General features: G+C 52.5%; 15 protein-coding genes and 3 pseudogenes. 10 read left to right on the top strand and 8 right to left on the bottom strand.

The features are described from left to right. The first annotated feature begins 10 nt into the window (after positions 1-10). Genes fdxH through fdhE form a run of 3 tightly spaced genes read left to right on the top strand, consistent with a single transcriptional unit; the run spans position 11 to position 2471 of the window. Complete coding sequence (gene fdxH, locus NL510_RS00200) at positions 11-913, top strand: formate dehydrogenase subunit beta (RefSeq protein WP_253380644.1); 903 nt, start codon at positions 11-13, stop codon at positions 911-913. After that, entirely contained in the window at positions 910-1545 is a 636-nt protein-coding gene (gene fdoI / locus NL510_RS00205; protein WP_253380646.1) for a formate dehydrogenase cytochrome b556 subunit, read from the top strand. Before fdxH ends, fdoI begins: the two co-directional genes overlap by 4 nt. Continuing rightward, positions 1542-2471, top strand: a complete 930-nt coding sequence (gene fdhE / locus NL510_RS00210) for a formate dehydrogenase accessory protein FdhE (protein WP_253380649.1) — start codon at positions 1542-1544, stop codon at positions 2469-2471. Before fdoI ends, fdhE begins: the two co-directional genes overlap by 4 nt. A gap of 39 nt (positions 2472-2510) precedes the next feature. On the opposite strand, the pseudogene NL510_RS00215 reads toward fdhE, so the two are convergent. From NL510_RS00215 to NL510_RS00250, 8 genes and pseudogenes are all read right to left on the bottom strand, one after another. Then, positions 2511-2883 (bottom strand): annotated as a pseudogene (locus tag NL510_RS00215) (PIN domain-containing protein). Positions 2884-2885: 2 nt separating this feature from the next. Beyond that, positions 2886-3127, bottom strand: a pseudogene (locus NL510_RS00220) (ribbon-helix-helix protein, CopG family). 121 nt (positions 3128-3248) lie between these two features. Continuing rightward, positions 3249-4190, bottom strand: coding sequence for a fatty acid biosynthesis protein FabY (fabY, locus tag NL510_RS00225; protein ID WP_253380651.1), 942 nt, complete (start codon positions 4188-4190; stop codon positions 3249-3251). A 44-nt stretch (positions 4191-4234) separates the two neighbouring features. Next, positions 4235-4672 carry a D-aminoacyl-tRNA deacylase gene (dtd, locus tag NL510_RS00230; RefSeq protein ID WP_253380655.1) on the bottom strand — a complete coding sequence of 146 codons (438 nt, stop codon included), beginning with the start codon at positions 4670-4672 and terminating at the stop codon, positions 4235-4237. Next, positions 4669-5550 (bottom strand): virulence factor BrkB family protein, encoded by an 882-nt coding sequence (locus NL510_RS00235; protein ID WP_253380657.1) that lies wholly within the window; start codon positions 5548-5550, stop codon positions 4669-4671. The genes dtd and NL510_RS00235 overlap by 4 nt, the downstream gene beginning before the upstream one ends. Continuing rightward, positions 5544-6143, bottom strand: a complete 600-nt coding sequence (yihX, locus tag NL510_RS00240) for a glucose-1-phosphatase (RefSeq protein WP_253380658.1) — start codon at positions 6141-6143, stop codon at positions 5544-5546. The genes NL510_RS00235 and yihX overlap by 7 nt, the downstream gene beginning before the upstream one ends. A gap of 100 nt (positions 6144-6243) precedes the next feature. Continuing rightward, positions 6244-7044 (bottom strand): DeoR/GlpR family DNA-binding transcription regulator, encoded by an 801-nt coding sequence (locus NL510_RS00245; RefSeq protein ID WP_253380660.1) that lies wholly within the window; start codon positions 7042-7044, stop codon positions 6244-6246. Positions 7045-7078: 34 nt separating this feature from the next. Next, positions 7079-7975, bottom strand: a complete 897-nt coding sequence (locus NL510_RS00250; protein ID WP_253380662.1) for a sugar kinase — start codon at positions 7973-7975, stop codon at positions 7079-7081. 166 nt (positions 7976-8141) lie between these two features. On the opposite strand from NL510_RS00250, the gene yihU reads away from it, so the two are divergent. The 7 genes and pseudogenes from yihU to NL510_RS00290 all read left to right on the top strand — a co-directional run bounded on the left by yihU (position 8142) and on the right by NL510_RS00290 (position 17408). Continuing rightward, positions 8142-9038: a sulfolactaldehyde 3-reductase gene (gene yihU / locus NL510_RS00255; RefSeq protein WP_253380664.1), complete on the top strand. Its 897-nt coding sequence runs from the start codon at positions 8142-8144 to the stop codon at positions 9036-9038. Between the two features lie 22 nt (positions 9039-9060). Beyond that, positions 9061-9936: a sulfofructosephosphate aldolase gene (gene yihT / locus NL510_RS00260; protein ID WP_253380666.1), complete on the top strand. Its 876-nt coding sequence runs from the start codon at positions 9061-9063 to the stop codon at positions 9934-9936. Between the two features lie 15 nt (positions 9937-9951). Next, positions 9952-11193 (top strand): sulfoquinovose isomerase, encoded by a 1242-nt coding sequence (yihS, locus tag NL510_RS00265; RefSeq protein WP_253380668.1) that lies wholly within the window; start codon positions 9952-9954, stop codon positions 11191-11193. Positions 11194-11444: 251 nt separating this feature from the next. Then, on the top strand, positions 11445-12323 hold the full coding sequence (locus tag NL510_RS00275; RefSeq protein WP_253380670.1) for a sulfite exporter TauE/SafE family protein: 879 nt from the start codon (positions 11445-11447) through the stop codon (positions 12321-12323). Positions 12324-12438: 115 nt separating this feature from the next. Then, entirely contained in the window at positions 12439-14460 is a 2022-nt protein-coding gene (locus tag NL510_RS00280) for an alpha-glucosidase (protein ID WP_253380672.1), read from the top strand. Between the two features lie 46 nt (positions 14461-14506). After that, positions 14507-15889, top strand: a pseudogene (locus NL510_RS00285) (MFS transporter). 91 nt (positions 15890-15980) lie between these two features. After that, positions 15981-17408, top strand: coding sequence for an MFS transporter (locus NL510_RS00290; RefSeq protein WP_253380673.1), 1428 nt, complete (start codon positions 15981-15983; stop codon positions 17406-17408). Positions 17409-17444 lie beyond the last annotated feature (36 nt).

Below are 17444 nucleotides of genomic sequence, written 5' to 3' on the forward strand. Positions count from 1 at the left end.
GAGACGACTTATGGCTTATCAATCGCAAGACATTATCCGTCGTTCCGCGACTAACGGTTTCACGCCCGCGCCTCAGGCGCGGGACCACCAGCAGGAAGTGGCGAAGCTTATCGACGTGACCACCTGTATCGGCTGTAAAGCCTGTCAGGTGGCCTGCTCTGAGTGGAACGACATCCGTGACGAAGTGGGTCACAACGTCGGGGTGTACGATAACCCGGCCGATCTGACCGCCAAGTCCTGGACGGTGATGCGTTTCTCGGAAGTGGAGCAGAACGACAAACTGGAATGGCTTATCCGCAAAGATGGCTGTATGCACTGTGCGGATCCGGGCTGCCTGAAGGCATGTCCGTCAGAAGGGGCTATCATTCAGTATGCCAACGGCATCGTCGACTTCCAGTCCGAGCAGTGCATCGGCTGCGGCTACTGCATCGCGGGCTGTCCGTTCGACGTCCCGCGCATGAACCCGGAAGACAACCGCGTCTACAAATGTACGCTGTGCGTTGACCGTGTCAATGTCGGCCAGGAGCCTGCGTGCGTGAAGACCTGCCCAACCGGTGCTATCCACTTTGGTTCTAAAGAGGATATGAAAACACTGGCGGGCGAGCGCGTCACCGAGCTGAAAACCCGCGGTTACGATAACGCAGGCCTGTACGATCCGGCCGGCGTTGGCGGTACGCACGTGATGTACGTGCTGCACCATGCCGACAAACCGAATCTGTATCACGGTCTGCCGGAGAACCCGGAAATCAGTGCTACGGTTAAGTTCTGGAAAGGCATCTGGAAACCACTGGCCGCGGTCGGATTTGCGGCCACCTTCGCCGCCAGCATCTTCCACTACGTCGGCGTCGGTCCGAACCGCGCGGAAGAGGAAGACGACAACCTGCATGAAGAGAAAGACGAGGTGCGCAAATGAGAAAACGTGACACCATCGTGCGCTACACGGCGCCGGAACGTATCAACCACTGGATCACCGCTTTCTGCTTCATGCTGGCGGCGATAAGCGGGCTGGGATTCTTCTTCCCGTCCTTCAACTGGCTGATGCAGATCATGGGGACACCACAGCTGGCGCGTATACTACACCCGTTCGTGGGTGTGGTGATGTTTGCCTCGTTCATCATCATGTTTTTTCGTTACTGGCACCACAATCTAATCAATCGGGATGATATCTTTTGGGCGAAGAATATTCGTAAGATCGTTGTCAACGAGGAAGTAGGTGATACCGGGCGTTATAACTTCGGCCAGAAATGCGTATTCTGGGCGGCGATTATCTTCCTGGTGCTGTTGCTGGTGAGCGGCGTGATCATCTGGCGTCCGTATTTTGCGCCTGCTTTCTCAATCCCGGTGATCCGATTCGCGCTGATGCTGCATTCATTTGCCGCAGTGGCGTTAATTGTGGTTATCATGGTGCATATCTACGCCGCCCTTTGGGTGAAAGGCACCATAACCGCGATGGTGGAAGGATGGGTAACCAGCACATGGGCGAAGAAACATCACCCGCGCTGGTACCGTGAAGTCCGCCAGAAACAGGAAAAGTCATCTGAATGAGTATTCGCATAATCCCGCAAGATGAGCTGGGTTCGAGCGAGAAACGCACGGCGGATTACATTCCGCCGTTGTTATTCCCCAGACTCAAGAACCTCTACAACCGCCGCGCAGAGCGTCTGCGCGAGCTGGCAGAGAATAACCCGCTGGGCGATTTTCTGCGTTTTGCCGCGCTGGTTGCCCATGCGCAGGAAGTGGTGTTGTATGACCACCCGCTGCAAATGGACCTGACGGCTCGCATTAAAGAAGCCAATTCCCAGGGTAAACCGCCGCTGGATATTCACGTATTGCCGCGCGATAAGCACTGGCACAAACTGCTGAATTCCCTGATTGCCGAGCTAAAACCCGAGATGAGCGGCACCGCGCTGGCGGTCATCGAGAACCTGGAAAAAGCGTCCGAACAAGAGCTGGAAGAGATGGCGAACGCGCTGTTTGCGTCTGATTTCTCCCTGGTGAGCAGCGATAAAGCGCCATTTATCTGGGCTGCGCTGTCGCTCTACTGGGCGCAAATGGCGGGCCTGATCCCGGGCAAAGCCCGCGCTGAGTACGGCGAAGCGCGCCAGTTCTGCCCGGTGTGCGGCTCAATGCCTGTATCGAGCATGGTGCAAATTGGTACCACTCAGGGGCTGCGCTACCTGCACTGCAACCTGTGTGAAACCGAGTGGCACGTGGTACGCATTAAATGCAGTAACTGCGAACAGACCCGCGATCTCAACTACTGGTCGCTGGAAAACGAAGACGCGGCGGTGAAAGCGGAAAGCTGCGGCGATTGCGGCACTTACCTGAAGATTCTGTATCAGGAAAAAGACCCGAAAGTCGAAGCCGTGGCCGACGACCTCGCCTCGCTGATTCTGGACGCAAAAATGGAGCAGGAGGGCTTTGCCCGCAGCTCAATTAACCCGTTCCTGTTCCCGGGTGAAGGGGAGTAATCTCCAGTAACCGTGCCGGGCGGCGCAAGCTTGCCCGGCCTATAGCTGGTAAGGGGAAACAACCCCCGGCAATTCCGGCAAAGTCTTTGGTATTGCGCGACATCAGGGGACAATTTCTGCTCTGGGCAGTGGCCAAAATGATGGCATCAGGCAGTTTCATCCCGTGTTTCTCACGAAGCACAACGCTTCTTTCAGCGATATCACGAGACACATCAATAATTTCAAAAGCGCCCATCATGGCTGCCGTTTTCGCTTCATAACCGTGCCTGCGCGCGCCGACCATGACCCCCATCCACGTGATAAGGCTAATCGCCCGATGCAAGGCCGTGCGATCGATCGTATCGGCAGCCTCTACGCGATTGTTAAAGAGATCGATGAGAATATTGGTATCAAACACTGCCATGTGTTCCATTGTTACCACTCCTCACGCAGCTTGCGTTCGTACTCCAGCCCATCTTCTTGCTGATTTCCCCACAAACCAAGTGCATCGCGAATTACCGAAGAACTCTGCTGTCGAGATATTGTTCAATGGCTTCCCGTAGCAATTCGGCACGTGGCTGGTTATATAGCTGCTTTAGGTCATCCAGCCGTTGAATAACGTCATCAGACAAATCAATCAGTATTCTGCCCATTTCAAAATTCGCCATAAGACTCATATATCACCTTAGCATATCATCTGTGATTAATTTTCAGGCAAAATACGCTTGGTAAATTTAGGGTTAAAGGACAATTTGAAAATGGCGAACACTTTTGCGAGCCGTCTTCCAGAAGCTTAACCTATTCCTCCTCGTTCCCACCCTCTTCATACGCGCCATACGGCTTAGCAGGGAGAACAATGTAAGTTCCTTCAAACACCGCACCCGGCGTTTCATCACCAAACAGCTCAACCTGCATCTGCACGCGCGCTTTACGGCCACGTGCCAGGCGGTCGAGATCGCCACCCAGTGCGCCGAGATCGGCAACCGCGCCTGGCTTGCCGCTGATCGGCGCGCTATAACGAATGTGGGCATCTGCCAGAATGATGGTGCCCCCCAGATGGCGCTCGCGCAGCATTAACCAGATGAGCCCCCACCCGGTGAGCGTAGCCAGCGAGAAGAGACTTCCGGCAAATAAGGTGTGATGCGGATTCTGATTGCCGGCTTCCGGCATGGTGGTGATGAATTTTTGCCCGGTGTACTGCTGAATACGTACGCCCATCTTTTCACTGAGCGGAATATGCTCATACCACGCCTGTTGCAACTGCCCGCACCAGTCGGCACGGTGCAGAATGTCGTCCAGCGTCGCAATAGGTTTGATCATCAGAAAGTGACGAATCGGCGTGGTCTGCGGGGCTGTAATTTCGCCCTGATTGACAAATCCGAGCTTGGCAAAGAACTCGACGGCATCTTCACGCGCGCTGCAGGTGACGCGTTTTACCCCTTCCTGGCGGGCCACGGACTCCAGGGTCATCGCCATTAACGTCCCCAGTCCTTTGTCCTGCACCGAGGGATGAACCGCCATAAAGCGAATAGAAGCTTCGTTATCCGCATTAATATACAAACGCCCAACGGCGACGAGATTGCCCTCTTCATCCACCACCATCTGGTGATGCGCCATCGCATCCCAGCCGTCGCGCTCAGACCCTTTGGGTTGATGTAACGGCTTGCGCAGCATTTCCCAGCGGAACTGGTAATAAACGTCTAACTCTTCTTCTGTTTGCGGTACTCGAAGGTGATACATAGCGGTACTCTCTCTTGTGCCCCGCGGCCGCGCCGCCAGCAGGCTCATACCTGGAGCCAGAAGGTGACGGGGCCATCGTTCACCAGCGATACCTGCATGTCTGCAGCGAATCGTCCGGTTTGCGTATTTATTTCCTGTTGCCGACAACGCGCTGCAAAATACGCATAAAGCGCTTGCGCTCGATCCGGCGCAGCCCCCCTGGAGAAACCCGGGCGCATGCCGCGCCCGGTGTCTGCGGCCAGCGTAAATTGCGACACCACCAGCACGCTGCCACCCGCCTGCTTGACATTGAGGTTCATCTTGCCTTCTGCATCGCTAAAGATACGATAGCCCAATACGCGCTCGCACAAGCGGTTGGCTTTTTGCTCATCGTCATCCCTTTCGACACCTAATAACACCAAAAGTCCTGAGCCAATTTCACCCGTCACCTCATCCCCCACAGTGACGCTGGCACGGGTTACGCGTTGAATCAATGCAATCATGATTGGTCTGCTTCTTGTTGTTTTTCAGCTATCGCTGCTTTTTTTAGTTCGCGGTATTCCCCGAGAGTGACAGTTATTTCGGCACCAAGCAAGACGATACACCAGGTCCAGTAAACCCAGACAAACAAGATGGGGATCACTGCCAGCACGCCGTAAATCAACTGATACGACGGGAACATGGTGATGTACAGTGCGAAGCCTTTTTTACCCAGCTCAAAGAGCATGGCCGCCACCAGCGCGCCGACGACCGCATCACGGTTGGGTACGCGCGTGGTGGGGACAACGCTATACAGTAGCCAGAAAGAGAGCCACGAGAGGATTAGCGGGAAGAGTCGCAGGGTGTTATCGATAACGGTGTTGAGATCGCTGGCCCAGCGCAGCGAAAGGAGATACGAACTGATGGCCAGACTCGCGCCTGCCAGCAGCGGCCCCAGCGTCAAAATCATCCAGTACACCGCGAAGGAGTAAACCTTTGGGCGCGCTTTTTTACTCCGCCAGATGGTGTTAAGCGCACTATCGATGGCATACATCAGAAGCAGCGCCGTCACGATAAGGCCGCACGCCCCTACCGCCGTCATCTTGTTGGAGTTGGCAACAAATTGCTCAATGTAGTTCTGAATGACATCGCCGGTGGCAGGAATAAAATTCGCAAAAACGAAATGACGAAGCTGCAGGCTGACTTCTGCAAACATCGGAAAGGCTGAAAAAAGGGCAAAGATAACCGCCACCAGCGGCACTAATGAGAGCAACGACACATACGCGAGGTTACCCGCCAGCGTCGTCATGTTGTCCTCATCAATGCGATGCCAGAGCAGTTTTAGCCACGCCCTGAGAGGCCGGGTATGGTGCGTGGCGTGTTGATGAACATTTTTTAGCATAACTGCTTCGCAAAATAGTTCGGTATGGTCTCTTTTCCTGTCACCAGAATTGACGTGATCCCCAGCTGGTTCGCGCCTTCTATATTGTCGGTATTGTCGTCGAAGAAGATTGTATCCGCCGCGGTGTAACCCTCTGCCTGCAGAACCGCCTGATAAATCCGCGCTTCGGGTTTACGCATCCCCATCTCCTGAGAGAGATAGATTTTATCGGCAGCGCTTTTCACTTCAGGGTATTCATCTGGCCAGAATGTGGTATGCAGGCGGTTGGTATTGGACAGCACCACCACGCGATGCCCCTGCTCGCGCAGTTTCTGCATGATGCCGATGACTTCCGGGCGGATCGCAACAAAGACTGCCTGCCAGCCGTGGGAAAACTGTTCGTAGCTTAACGGTAGATCCATCTCCTGACAGAAACGTTCCGCGAACGTTTCGTCGCTAATTTCACCGCGCTCATGCTGATGAAAGGTCTCACCCATGGTGAAACTCTGTTTTAGCGTCGCCAGCGGCACACGGCTGAAATCGCTCCATGCGCCCAGCACCCGATTAAAATCGATATCGACGATTACATTTCCTAAGTCAAAGATATAAAGCATGTTTATCTCCTTTTCGCCGTGGAAAAGTAACTGTAGCGGGAAAGATAAGGTTTGGCTATGCGTCAGATTCAGCTTAAGGCGTTAAACGGGCCGGTAAAAATTAGCCCGCCTGTTGTTCGTCGCTGGAATTGACCTCGACTAGCTCGACCTTGCTGGATTTAAGATGGTTTTGCAGAACAGAGCCGGGGAGTTCATCGGTAAAAAGCGCCGTCGCCTGGGCGACGTTACCAATTTCGACGGCAGCAGAGGCGTGATATTTCGTATGATCGGCCGCCAGTAAAATATGCCGGGCGTGCGCCATCATCGTTTTCACCACGCTGGCTTCGTTGACATCAAACTCCATCATTGCGCCATCTTGCTCTATAGCGCCTACGCTTGTGACCAGGTAATCCGCCCGAAAGCCGGACACAAACGCCGTTGCCGACGGGCCGATAATTCCCCCGTTGTGCGGGCGCAGCGTACCGCCGGGGACCATCACTTCAAAACGCGGATTCTTGTAGAGAACATGTGCCACCCGCAGACTGTTAGTAATGATACGCAGATGATTATGGTTAAGCAGCGCACGCGCCACGTGCTCTACCGTAGTGCCAATGGTGATGAAAATCGTTGAACCATCAGGAATATAATCAGCGATGGCTTCGGCAATCGCCCGTTTTTCTTCCGTGAGTGAGACTTCGCGCTGCTCAAACGCCGTGTTAACGACGCTGGAGGCTCTGCCCGCGCCACCGTGGTGACGCGTGATGAGCCCCTGATCGCTCAGCTTGCGGATATCGCGACGAATGGTTTGCGTAGAGACATCGAGCAGTTGCGCCAGTTCATCAATGTTCATATAGCCACGCTCGGCAATCAGCGTGAGAAGTTGGTCATGACGCGGGTTACCGGTCAATTCGGTAAGACTCATGGGCTGTCCTTTGAATACCATCACGCCCCGCATTTTATACAAAAAGTGACAAAAAAGAGCGGGTTTGATCACAGTCGGGAATGCCTGCACGCCCTCCGGGTTTTGTACACTTCAGCGCCGCTACGGCACTGGCGAAGCGTACGGCGTCCGTAAGCCTCATCCCTGAGGCCAGGCTGAATGCCAAAGCACCATGGAAAACATCACCCGCGCCGGTTGTATCAACAACATCTACGGTAAAAGCGGGTTGATGCTGACGCTCGCCATGTTCAATCCAGTCGCAGCCTTCACTGCCGCACGTAACGTACACATGACCATTTGTGAGCGTTTGTGCTTGTTTTAACGCGCTGCCCCTATCTTTCACGCCGGTTAATCGTGCCAGGCCGGGCTCCGAAAACGCCGCGTGATCGCTTAATGCCACCAACTCGCAGATATCCTGCGGCGTAATATCACCGTCCAGCACCGTCGTAACGCCCGCCTGGCGCGCCAGCGTAAAGGCCCTTTTCGCGCCTTCATGCCAACGCACATCCGCCAGCACGATATCCCACTGGCTGAAATCAATATCGTTTAACCATTCTGCATCGTTCAGTAGGTCCGGGCTGGGGTAGTTGATAATAATCCGCTCCCCTTTTTCATCGACCATAATCGCTGACTGTGATGATTTTGCCTTTTCATAGCGTCGGGTAAAGCGGGTGTTAACCCCATGAGACTCCAGTTCCGCCAGCAGGCTTATGCCGGTAGCGTCATCCCCAACGCGGCCAATAAAATCGACCTGCGCACCCAGATGCGCCGCCGCCACGGCTGCCGTCGCCGCCGGGCCACCGCCTACCTCAGTATAATTTTTAGCCACATATTTACCGCCTTCCGTCGGTAACCCCTCCACGTAATAAATACGATCCATCACGGTAATACCTACACAAGCAACACGAAGCATGGTCATTCCTTAGTCATTTTGCGATGAACATATTTTAATTCCACAAAATGTTTAAAAAGTGACGACTGTCAATTTTTTGACCATAAATTACAAATACGATCAAAATCAGACAAAACCGGACCGTCTAAAATGACAAAAAATGACATTCATGTCTCAGGAGAACGTTATGGCAGTTATCGGATTTATCGGCTTAGGGCAAATGGGATCCCCTATGGCAGGCAATTTGCTCAAGCAGGGCCACCAGGTCAACGTCTTTGACGTCAACCCTGAGGCTATCCAGCGGCTGGTAGAAAAAGGTGCCACGCCGGTTACCACACCCGCAGATGCCGCAAAAGGCGCGGAGTTTGTCATCACCATGCTGCCCAATGGCGATTTAGTCCGTAGCGTGTTGTTTGACGAGCACGGCGTTTGCGAAGCGTTAGCTCCTGAATCGCTGGTCATCGATATGTCCACGATCCATCCACTGCAAACCGACAAGTTGATCGCGGATATGCACGCTAAAGGCTTCAGCCTGATGGACGTTCCTGTCGGACGGACTTCCGAAAACGCGATTTCCGGCACGCTGCTGTTGCTGGCAGGCGGCAGTGCAGAGCAAGTCACGCGCGCTACGCCCATTCTGATGGCGATGGGGAGCGAGCTGATTAACGCGGGCGGTCCGGGAATGGGTATCCGCGTCAAACTAATCAATAACTTTATGAGTATTGCTCTTAACGCACTGTCCGCTGAAGCCGCCGTTCTGTGCGAAGCGTTAAAGCTGCCTTTTGACGTCGCCGTCAGCGTGATGAGCGGTACTGCGGCAGGTAAAGGGCATTTCACGACCTCCTGGCCGAACAAGGTGCTGAAGGGCGATCTTTCTCCGGCCTTCATGATCGATCTTGCTCACAAGGATCTTGGCATCGCGCTGGATGTCGCCAATCAACTGCACGTTCCTCTGCCGCTCGGCGCCGCTTCTCGCGAAGTCTATAGCCAGGCTCGCGCTGCAGGTCGTGGGCGTCAGGACTGGTCTGCCGTTCTGGAACAGGCCCGCCTCAGCGCCGGCTTACCCGCCAAAGTAAAAATATAACGACTGGATAAAGGAAAATTGAATGAATAAGTACACCATCAAAGACATTACGCGCGCATCCGGCGGTTTTGCCATGTTGGCCGTCGATCAACGTGAAGCGATGCGTCTGATGTTTGCCGCTGCTGGTGCAACATCACCCGTTACCGATAGCGTGTTGACCGATTTTAAAGTCAACGCGGCGAAAATTCTCTCCCCCTACGCGTCCGCTATCCTGGTCGATCAGCAGTTCTGCTATCCCCAGGTGGTTGAGCAACACGCAATTGCAAAAAGCTGCGCCATGATCGTTGCCGCCGATGAGTTCATCCCAGGGAATGGGATCCCGGTAGATAGCGTGGTTATTGATAAAAATATCAATCCGCAGATTGTGAAACAGGACGGCGGCAAGGCGCTGAAATTACTGGTGCTATGGCGCAGCGACGAAGATGCGCAGCAGCGTCTGGATAGGGTAAAAGAGTTCAACGAACTGTGCCACAGCAACGGGCTGGTAAGCATCATCGAGCCGGTCGTGCGTCCACCGCGCCGTGGCGATAAGTTCGATCGTGAGCAGGCAATCATTAATGCGGCGAAAGAATTGGGTAATAGCGGCGCCGATCTCTACAAAGTTGAAATGCCGCTGCAGGGTAAAGGCACACAACAAGAACTTCTCGCCGCCTCTCAACGTCTGGGCGAGCACATCAATATGCCATGGGTGATCCTCTCTTCCGGTGTAGATGAAAAACTGTTCCCGCGCGCGGTACGGGTCGCGATGACCGCAGGCGCTTCCGGCTTTCTGGCCGGGCGTGCAGTCTGGTCTTCCGTGGTGGGCCTGCCTGATACCGAACTGATGCTCCGCGATATTTCTGTACCGAAATTACAACGTTTAGGCGAAATCGTCGACGAAATGATGGCACGTCGTTAATAAAAGGACAAAAGCATGAAATGGTTTAATACATTGAGCCACAACCGCTGGCTGGAACAGGAAACCGACCGCATTCTCAATTTTGGTAAAGGCTCCATTGTGGCTACCGGATTCGGCTGGCTGGGCAACAAAGGCCAGATTAAGGAAGAGATGGGTACCCATCTTTGGATCACAGCCCGTATGCTGCACGTCTATTCCGTGGCGGCCAATATGGGTCGTCCAGGCGCTTACGACCTTGTTGATCACGGTATCAAAGCCATGAACGGTGCCCTGCATGATAAAAAATATGGCGGCTGGTACGCCTGTGTGAACGACCAGGGCGTCGTTGATGCGTCCAAGCAGGGTTATCAACATTTCTTTGCGCTGCTGGGCGCAGCCAGCGCGGTCACCACCGGCCATCCGGAAGCCAGAAAACTGCTGGATTACACTATCGAGATTATCGAGAAGTATTTCTGGAGTGAAGAAGAGCAGATGTGCCTGGAATCCTGGGATGAAGCCTTCAGCAAAACGGAAGACTATCGCGGCGGTAACGCCAACATGCACGCCGTTGAAGCGTTCCTGATTGTCTATGACGTTACGCACGATAAAAAATGGCTGGACCGCGCCATCCGGGTCGCTTCCGTCATTATTCACGATGTCGCCAGAAACAATCATTACCGCGTTAATGAACACTTCGATACACAATGGAATCCGATTCGCGACTACAACAAAGAAAATCCGGCTCACCGTTTTCGCGCCTTTGGCGGCACTCCTGGCCACTGGATTGAATGGGGCCGCTTAATGCTGCATATCCATGCGGCGCTGGAAGCACGATGCGAACAGCCTCCGGCCTGGCTGCTGGAAGATGCAAAAGGTTTGTTCAGCGCTACCGTTCGCGACGCCTGGGCGCCTGACGGTGCCGACGGCATCGTTTATACCGTTGACTGGGAAGGGAAGCCGGTCGTCCGCGAACGCGTTCGCTGGCCTATTGTGGAAGCAATGGGGACAGCTTATGCCCTCTACACGGTGACGGGCGATCGCCAGTATGAAAAATGGTACCAGACCTGGTGGGACTACTGCATTAAGTACCTGATGGACTACGAGAACGGTTCATGGTGGCAGGAACTGGATCCGGATAATAAAGTCACGACCAAAGTGTGGGACGGTAAACAGGATATCTATCACCTGCTGCACTGTCTGGTGATCCCGCGTATCCCGCTCGCGCCGGGTCTTGCTCCTGCCGTTGCGGCTGGTCTGCTGGATGTTAACGCGAAATAAACAGAAAAAACGGCATATCAGCAAGTTACGCTGCATATGCCGTTGTTGAAGGATTGGCGATGGAACCCATGAGCTACCCGCCGAATGCGTTTAATTCCGGCACCGATCTGATTTTACTCGAACCGGAACAGGAACATCGTCTGTCGTTTCACATTCAAGGGCGCTTAGGCCCTGGATTAGCGTTCAGTCTCCGATTTGACCTATCGCCTGAAGAGTATTCTGGGGATTAAATTAGCATAGAAGGAAAGGCTATGGATTTTTTTAATTTATTCACACCTGATGGGGTAATTCTGGATACCAATGTGGTATGCATCGTTATCGCTTTAATGTTTCTTTATACCTTCGTGGGAATATGCGCCGGGTTTGGCGGTGGGTTAACCACCATGCCGCTGATCACGCTTATGCTACCAGTGAAAATGGCAACGCCGCTGTCTGTTATTGTCGGTACAGCAACCGCCATCTATGCGACCTGGTTATCCAGAAAGGAAACTGACTGGCGATCGGCATTAGTGCTTATACTTTTCTCATTTTTGGGGATACCGGTTGGATTATATGCGCTGTCCTATCTACCCGATCATATGATGAAAATAGGTTTAGGCGCCTTCCTTATTATTTATTCATTTTACAGTATGTTTATACCTCGCCTGCCCATCTATGACCGTCGCTGGATCGCCGCACCGCTAGGTGCTGTAGCAGGCGCATTAGGCGCCGCGTTCTCAACAAATGGGCCACCGGTAGTCATGTACGGTATGTTACGTAATTTGGGCCCAGCGGCCTTTCGCGGAACCTTAAACGCCTTCTTTACTGCCAATAATATCGCGGTAGTAGGTGGACTCGCCACCAGCGGGATCTTAACTATATCGACCTTTAAACTGGTAATTTTCTGTATTCCCACCATGATTTTAGGTTCGCTGGTAGGGCAATATGTTCATAAACGCATTTCAGTAAAAGTATTCCGCACGCTGGTATTTTTATTGTTAATTGCGTCGGGTGCCATGTTAATCAAAGGTGCAATGGGCCTTTCTGCGCTAACAGCGCTGCTTCCGCCGTTTATATTATTAGCGATTCTGCAAATAGCCTTTGGTAAGAAGATCGCCAATATACGCAAGGCAGATGAAGCAAAAATGTAAAAGCTAACTATGCATGCTGTTTATCATACAGCATACATAGTTTTATAAAAAAATATCAACAAAAACAAATAGAACATCAATATTAAAAATTCATCCCTCTTACAGAGACAATAAAATGAATATACCGAATCTCCAGCTACAAGCATCCAGCGATGGTTTTTCACTCTATTTTGAACATCGTTTGATTTTGTGCCATAGCAAAACGGCTCCCTGCCTGTGGATAGGCGCTGGTGTTGCCGATATTGAGATGTTTCGCGGTAATTTCAGCATCAAAGATAAGCTCAATGAAAAGATCGCGCTCATTGATGCTGCAGTAAGCCCATCGACCGCAGGCTGGCAGGTACGTTTCAGCCGGGGAGGTAGCATCAAAGCGACGTTGACCATCGCTATCGATGAAAATGACCGTCTGGTCATGAAGCTGAACAATGATTGTGCAAGCCACAATCGTATCTGGTTACGTCTCGCCGCGAAGCCTGAGGACCATATTTATGGCTGTGGCGAGCAGTTCTCTTACTTTGATTTACGCGGAAAACCCTTTCCGCTTTGGACCAGCGAACAGGGCGTTGGGCGCAATAAGTCCAGCTATGTCACCTGGCAGGCCGATTGCAAAGAAAACGCGGGCGGCGATTATTACTGGACATTCTTCCCGCAGGCGACCTTTGTCAGTACACAAAAGTACTACTGCCACGTAGAAAATAGCTGCTACATGAATTTCGATTTCAGCGCGCCGGAATATCACGAACTGGCGCTGTGGGAAAATAATGCCACGCTGCGCTTTGAATGTGCTGATACCTATATCGCCCTACTGGAAAAACTCACCGCACTGCTGGGCCGCCAGCCTGAGTTGCCCGACTGGGTTTACGATGGCGTCACGCTCGGCATCCAGGGCGGCACAGAAGTCTGTCAGAAAAAGCTTGATACGATGCGTAACGCCGGTGTGAAGGTGAACGGTATCTGGGCGCAAGACTGGTGCGGTATACGTATGACCTCGTTTGGCAAACGGGTGATGTGGAACTGGAAATGGGACAGTGGCAACTATCCGCAGCTTGATTCCCGTATCAAGCAATGGAACAAAGAGGGCGTCCAGTTTCTCTCCTATATCAACCCGTATGTTGCCAGCGATAAAGATCTTTGCGCTGAAGCAGCCCAGCGCGGTTACCTGGCGAAAGATGCCGGGGATAACGATTATCTGGTTGAATTTGGTGAGTTTTACGGCGGCGTGGTGGATCTTACCAATCCAGAAGCTTATGACTGGTTCAAAGACGTTATCAAGAAAAACATGATCGCGCTCGGCTGCGGCGGCTGGATGGCGGACTTTGGCGAATACCTTCCTACTGATACTTATCTGCATAACGGCGTTAGCGCTGAAATTATGCATAACGCCTGGCCTGCACTGTGGGCGAAATGTAATTACGAAGCGCTTCAGGAGACCGGCAAGCTTGGCGAAATCCTTTTCTTTATGCGTGCAGGTTCTACCGGTAGCCAGAAATATTCGACCATGATGTGGGCAGGCGATCAGAACGTAGACTGGAGCCTTGATGACGGCCTTGCGTCTGTTGTGCCTGCGGCACTGTCGCTGGCGATGACCGGTCACGGCTTGCATCACAGCGATATCGGTGGCTATACCACGCTGTTTGAAATGAAACGCAGTAAGGAGCTGCTGCTGCGCTGGTGCGATTTCAGCGCGTTTACGCCAATGATGCGTACCCACGAAGGTAACCGCCCCGGCGATAACTGGCAGTTCGACAGCGACGGGGAAACCATCGCCCATTTTGCGCGGATGACTACCATCTTCACCACGCTGAAACCGTACATCAAGCTGGCGGTAGCGCACAACGCGGCCATCGGCCTGCCGGTTATGCGTCCGTTGTTCCTGCACTACGAAGACGATGCGGTTACCTACACGCTGAAATATCAATATTTGCTGGGCCAGGATCTTCTGGTTGCGCCGGTCTACGAGCAGGGCCGACGCGACTGGACGCTGTATCTACCGGAAGATGATTGGGTCAACGTCTGGACGGGGGAAACGTATCTGGGTGGGGAAATTACCGTAGAGGCGCCGATTGGCAAAATGCCGGTCTTTTACCGCGCGAAAAGTGAGTGGGCCTCACTGTTTGCGTCTTTACGTCATCTCTAATACCACACTGCCCGCGTGGAAACTCGCGGGTGTACGGAGAATATAAATGAGTCAGACCTCTGTCGATGCGGCAACCCTGCGCTTGCCCTTTAAAGAAAAAATCGCCTATGGCATTGGTGATGTAGGTTCAAATATCCTGCTGGATATCGGCACGCTCTATTTACTGAAATTCTATACCGACGTGCTTGGCTTACCGGGCACCTACGGCGGAATCATTTTTCTAATCGCTAAATTCTTTACCGCATTCACCGACATAGGAACCGGAATTGTACTCGATTCACGGCGCAAAATCGGCCCGAAAGGTAAGTTCCGTCCTTTTGTGCTGTATGCCGCATTACCCGTGGCCCTTCTGGCAACCAGCAACTTTATTGGCTCCCCGTTCGAGTTAACAGGCAAAACAGTCGTCGCGACACTGTTATTTATGCTGTATGGGTTGTGTTACAGCCTGATGAATTGCTCCTATGGTGCAATGGTGCCAGCCATCACTAAAAATCCCAATGAACGCGCCTCTTTGGCGGCCTGGCGACAGGGCGGTTCCACACTGGGGTTGTTAATCGGTACCGTTGCTTTTGTCCCGGTCATGAATATGATTGAAGGAAGCAAACAGCTGCAATATGGCGTCACCGCTGCGCTTTTCTCTCTATGTGGACTGCTGTTTATGTGGCTCTGCTATGCGGGTGTTAAAGAGCGATATGTTGAGATTAAGTCGGTTGATGTCACGCAAAAAATAGGCTTCCTGCAATCTTTTCGCGCTATTGCAGGTAACCGTCCACTTTTTATTCTGTGCATAGCTAACCTCTGCACTCTAGCCGCTTTCAACGTCAAGCTGGCTATTCAGATCTATTACACCCAATACGTACTGAACGATCCGATTTTGCTGTCGTATATGGGTTTCTTCAGCATGGGCTGCATTTTCATTGGCGTCTTCTTAATGCCTGCAGCCGTTCGCCGTTTTGGTAAGAAAACAGTGTATATCGGCGGCCTGGCTATTTGGGCCACTGGCGATCTCCTGAACTATGGTTTTGGCGATAGTTCAATAAGCTTTGTTACCTTCTCATGTCTGGCCTTTTTTGGCTCGGCGTTTGTTAATAGCCTCAACTGGGCTTTGGTCTCTGACACGGTGGAATATGGTGAATGGCGCACCGGCGTACGCGCCGAAGGCACCGTTTATACCGGGCTGACCTTCTTTCGCAAAATGTCACAGGCACTGGCGGGTTTCTTCCCGGGCTGGATGCTGACACAAATCGGCTATGTGCCCAATGTGGTGCAATCAACGCATACCGTCGAAGGTTTACGTCAGCTGATATTTATTTATCCGTGTGTATAAGCCATCCTCGCCATGATCACAATGGGTTTTTTCTACAGCCTCAATGAAAAAATGTATCTCCGTATCATGGAAGAGATTGAAGCTCGTAAACATACGGCCTGATATCCAAAAAAATAATAACCGCTTTCTTTTTTAAAAAGGCGGTTAGGGATGACTTTAAACAATGCTCTCGGGAGCGTTATAAGGAGTGGTTATGACTATTCATAATCCGCTGACATTGAAAATGAATCTGCGTGAAAAATGCGCCTATGGTCTTGGCGATGTAGGTTCTAATCTCATGTTATCGATCGGTACCTTGTATCTGCTGAAATTTTACACGGATGAGCTGGGCATGCCCGCGTTCTACGGCGGCATTATTTTCCTCGTCGCAAAATTCTTTACCGCCTTTACCGACATGTTGACTGGCGTGCTACTGGACTCGAGACGAAATATCGGCGCAAGAGGAAAATTTAGACCCTTTGTTCTTTATGCCTCTTTTCCGGTGGCGCTGGTTGCCTCGGCGCAGTTTATGGTCAACGACTTTAGCCTGACGGTAAAGACGGCTATCGCTACCGTGCTCTTTATGCTGTTCGGCCTCTGCTATAGCCTGATGAACTGCTCATATGGCGCGATGCTGCCAGCGATGACTAAAAATCCGAATGAGCGCGCCCAGCTTGCAGCGTGGCGTCAGGGTGGCGCAACGGTCGGCCTGCTGCTTTGCACCGTCGGCTTTATGCCTGTTCAGGCGTTATTCGTTAGCCAGCCATCTCTTGGCTATCTGGTTGCCGCGCTGGTGTTTGTCACCGGCGGCCTGTTCTGCATGTGGGGGTGCTACAGCGGGGTGAAGGAGCGTTACGTGGAGATAACGCCCGATCACCATAAACCCGGTATCCTCAAATCTTTCTGCGCCATCTTTCGTAATCCACCTTTACTGGTGCTGTGTATTGCCAACCTGTGCACCCTCGCGGCATTTAACATCAAGCTCGCCATTCAGGTCTACTACACCCAGTACGTGTTAAACGATCTTCATCTACTGTCGTGGATGGGGTTTTTCAGTATGGGCTGCATTCTGGTTGGCGTGTTTCTGGTGCCCGGCGCGGTTAAGCGTTTCGGCAAGAAGCCGGTGTATCTGGGTGGACTGGCGCTATGGGCCGTGGGAGATATACTGAACTTCTTTTGGGGAACCAGCTCCCTGTGGTTTGTGTTTTTTTCCTGCATGGCCTTTTTCGGCACGGCATTCGTTAACAGTCTTAACTGGGCGCTGGTGCCTGATACCGTAGATTACGGCGAGTGGAAAACCGGTATTCGTGCCGAAGGGTCGGTTTATACCGGCTATACCTTTTCACGTAAAATTTCCGCTGCCCTGGCCGGGTTTCTGCCAGGCATTATGCTGACTCAGATTGGCTATGTCCCGCATGCCGTGCAGAGCGCGGGAACGCTAATGGGGTTGCGTGAACTTATTTTTCTCTGGCCCTGCGGCCTGGCGATTATCGCCGCCATGACCATGGGACTCTTTTACAAACTCAACGAAGCACGCTTTGCGGTGATCATTGAGGAGATAGGCAAGCGAAAAAAGGAGAAGGTCTTTACTGCAGTGGTGACCACCGGGTCAAGGGTAACGGCCACTCGCCAGCAGGCGTAAAAAAGCCGCTGACATTCAGCGGCTTTTCAATCCTGA

It is taken from the genome of unidentified bacterial endosymbiont (assembly GCF_918797525.1).
GTDB lineage: Bacteria > Pseudomonadota > Gammaproteobacteria > Enterobacterales > Enterobacteriaceae > Enterobacter.

What these genes read in the sequence shown, in the direction of transcription:
- fdoI (WP_253380646.1), top strand. Translation starts at nt 910, where the DNA reads ATGAGAAAACGTGACACCATCGTGCGCTACACGGCGCCGGAACGTATC.
- NL510_RS00290 (WP_253380673.1), top strand. Translation starts at nt 15,981, where the DNA reads ATGACTATTCATAATCCGCTGACATTGAAAATGAATCTGCGTGAAAAA.
- fabY (WP_253380651.1), bottom strand. Translation starts at nt 4,190, where the DNA reads ATGTATCACCTTCGAGTACCGCAAACAGAAGAAGAGTTAGACGTTTAT.
- fdxH (WP_253380644.1), top strand. Translation starts at nt 11, where the DNA reads ATGGCTTATCAATCGCAAGACATTATCCGTCGTTCCGCGACTAACGGT.
- fdhE (WP_253380649.1), top strand. Translation starts at nt 1,542, where the DNA reads ATGAGTATTCGCATAATCCCGCAAGATGAGCTGGGTTCGAGCGAGAAA.
- NL510_RS00250 (WP_253380662.1), bottom strand. Translation starts at nt 7,975, where the DNA reads ATGCTTCGTGTTGCTTGTGTAGGTATTACCGTGATGGATCGTATTTAT.
- dtd (WP_253380655.1), bottom strand. Translation starts at nt 4,672, where the DNA reads ATGATTGCATTGATTCAACGCGTAACCCGTGCCAGCGTCACTGTGGGG.
- NL510_RS00280 (WP_253380672.1), top strand. Translation starts at nt 12,439, where the DNA reads ATGAATATACCGAATCTCCAGCTACAAGCATCCAGCGATGGTTTTTCA.
- yihT (WP_253380666.1), top strand. Translation starts at nt 9,061, where the DNA reads ATGAATAAGTACACCATCAAAGACATTACGCGCGCATCCGGCGGTTTT.
- NL510_RS00275 (WP_253380670.1), top strand. Translation starts at nt 11,445, where the DNA reads ATGGATTTTTTTAATTTATTCACACCTGATGGGGTAATTCTGGATACC.
- yihS (WP_253380668.1), top strand. Translation starts at nt 9,952, where the DNA reads ATGAAATGGTTTAATACATTGAGCCACAACCGCTGGCTGGAACAGGAA.
- NL510_RS00235 (WP_253380657.1), bottom strand. Translation starts at nt 5,550, where the DNA reads ATGCTAAAAAATGTTCATCAACACGCCACGCACCATACCCGGCCTCTC.
- yihX (WP_253380658.1), bottom strand. Translation starts at nt 6,143, where the DNA reads ATGCTTTATATCTTTGACTTAGGAAATGTAATCGTCGATATCGATTTT.
- NL510_RS00245 (WP_253380660.1), bottom strand. Translation starts at nt 7,044, where the DNA reads ATGAGTCTTACCGAATTGACCGGTAACCCGCGTCATGACCAACTTCTC.
- yihU (WP_253380664.1), top strand. Translation starts at nt 8,142, where the DNA reads ATGGCAGTTATCGGATTTATCGGCTTAGGGCAAATGGGATCCCCTATG.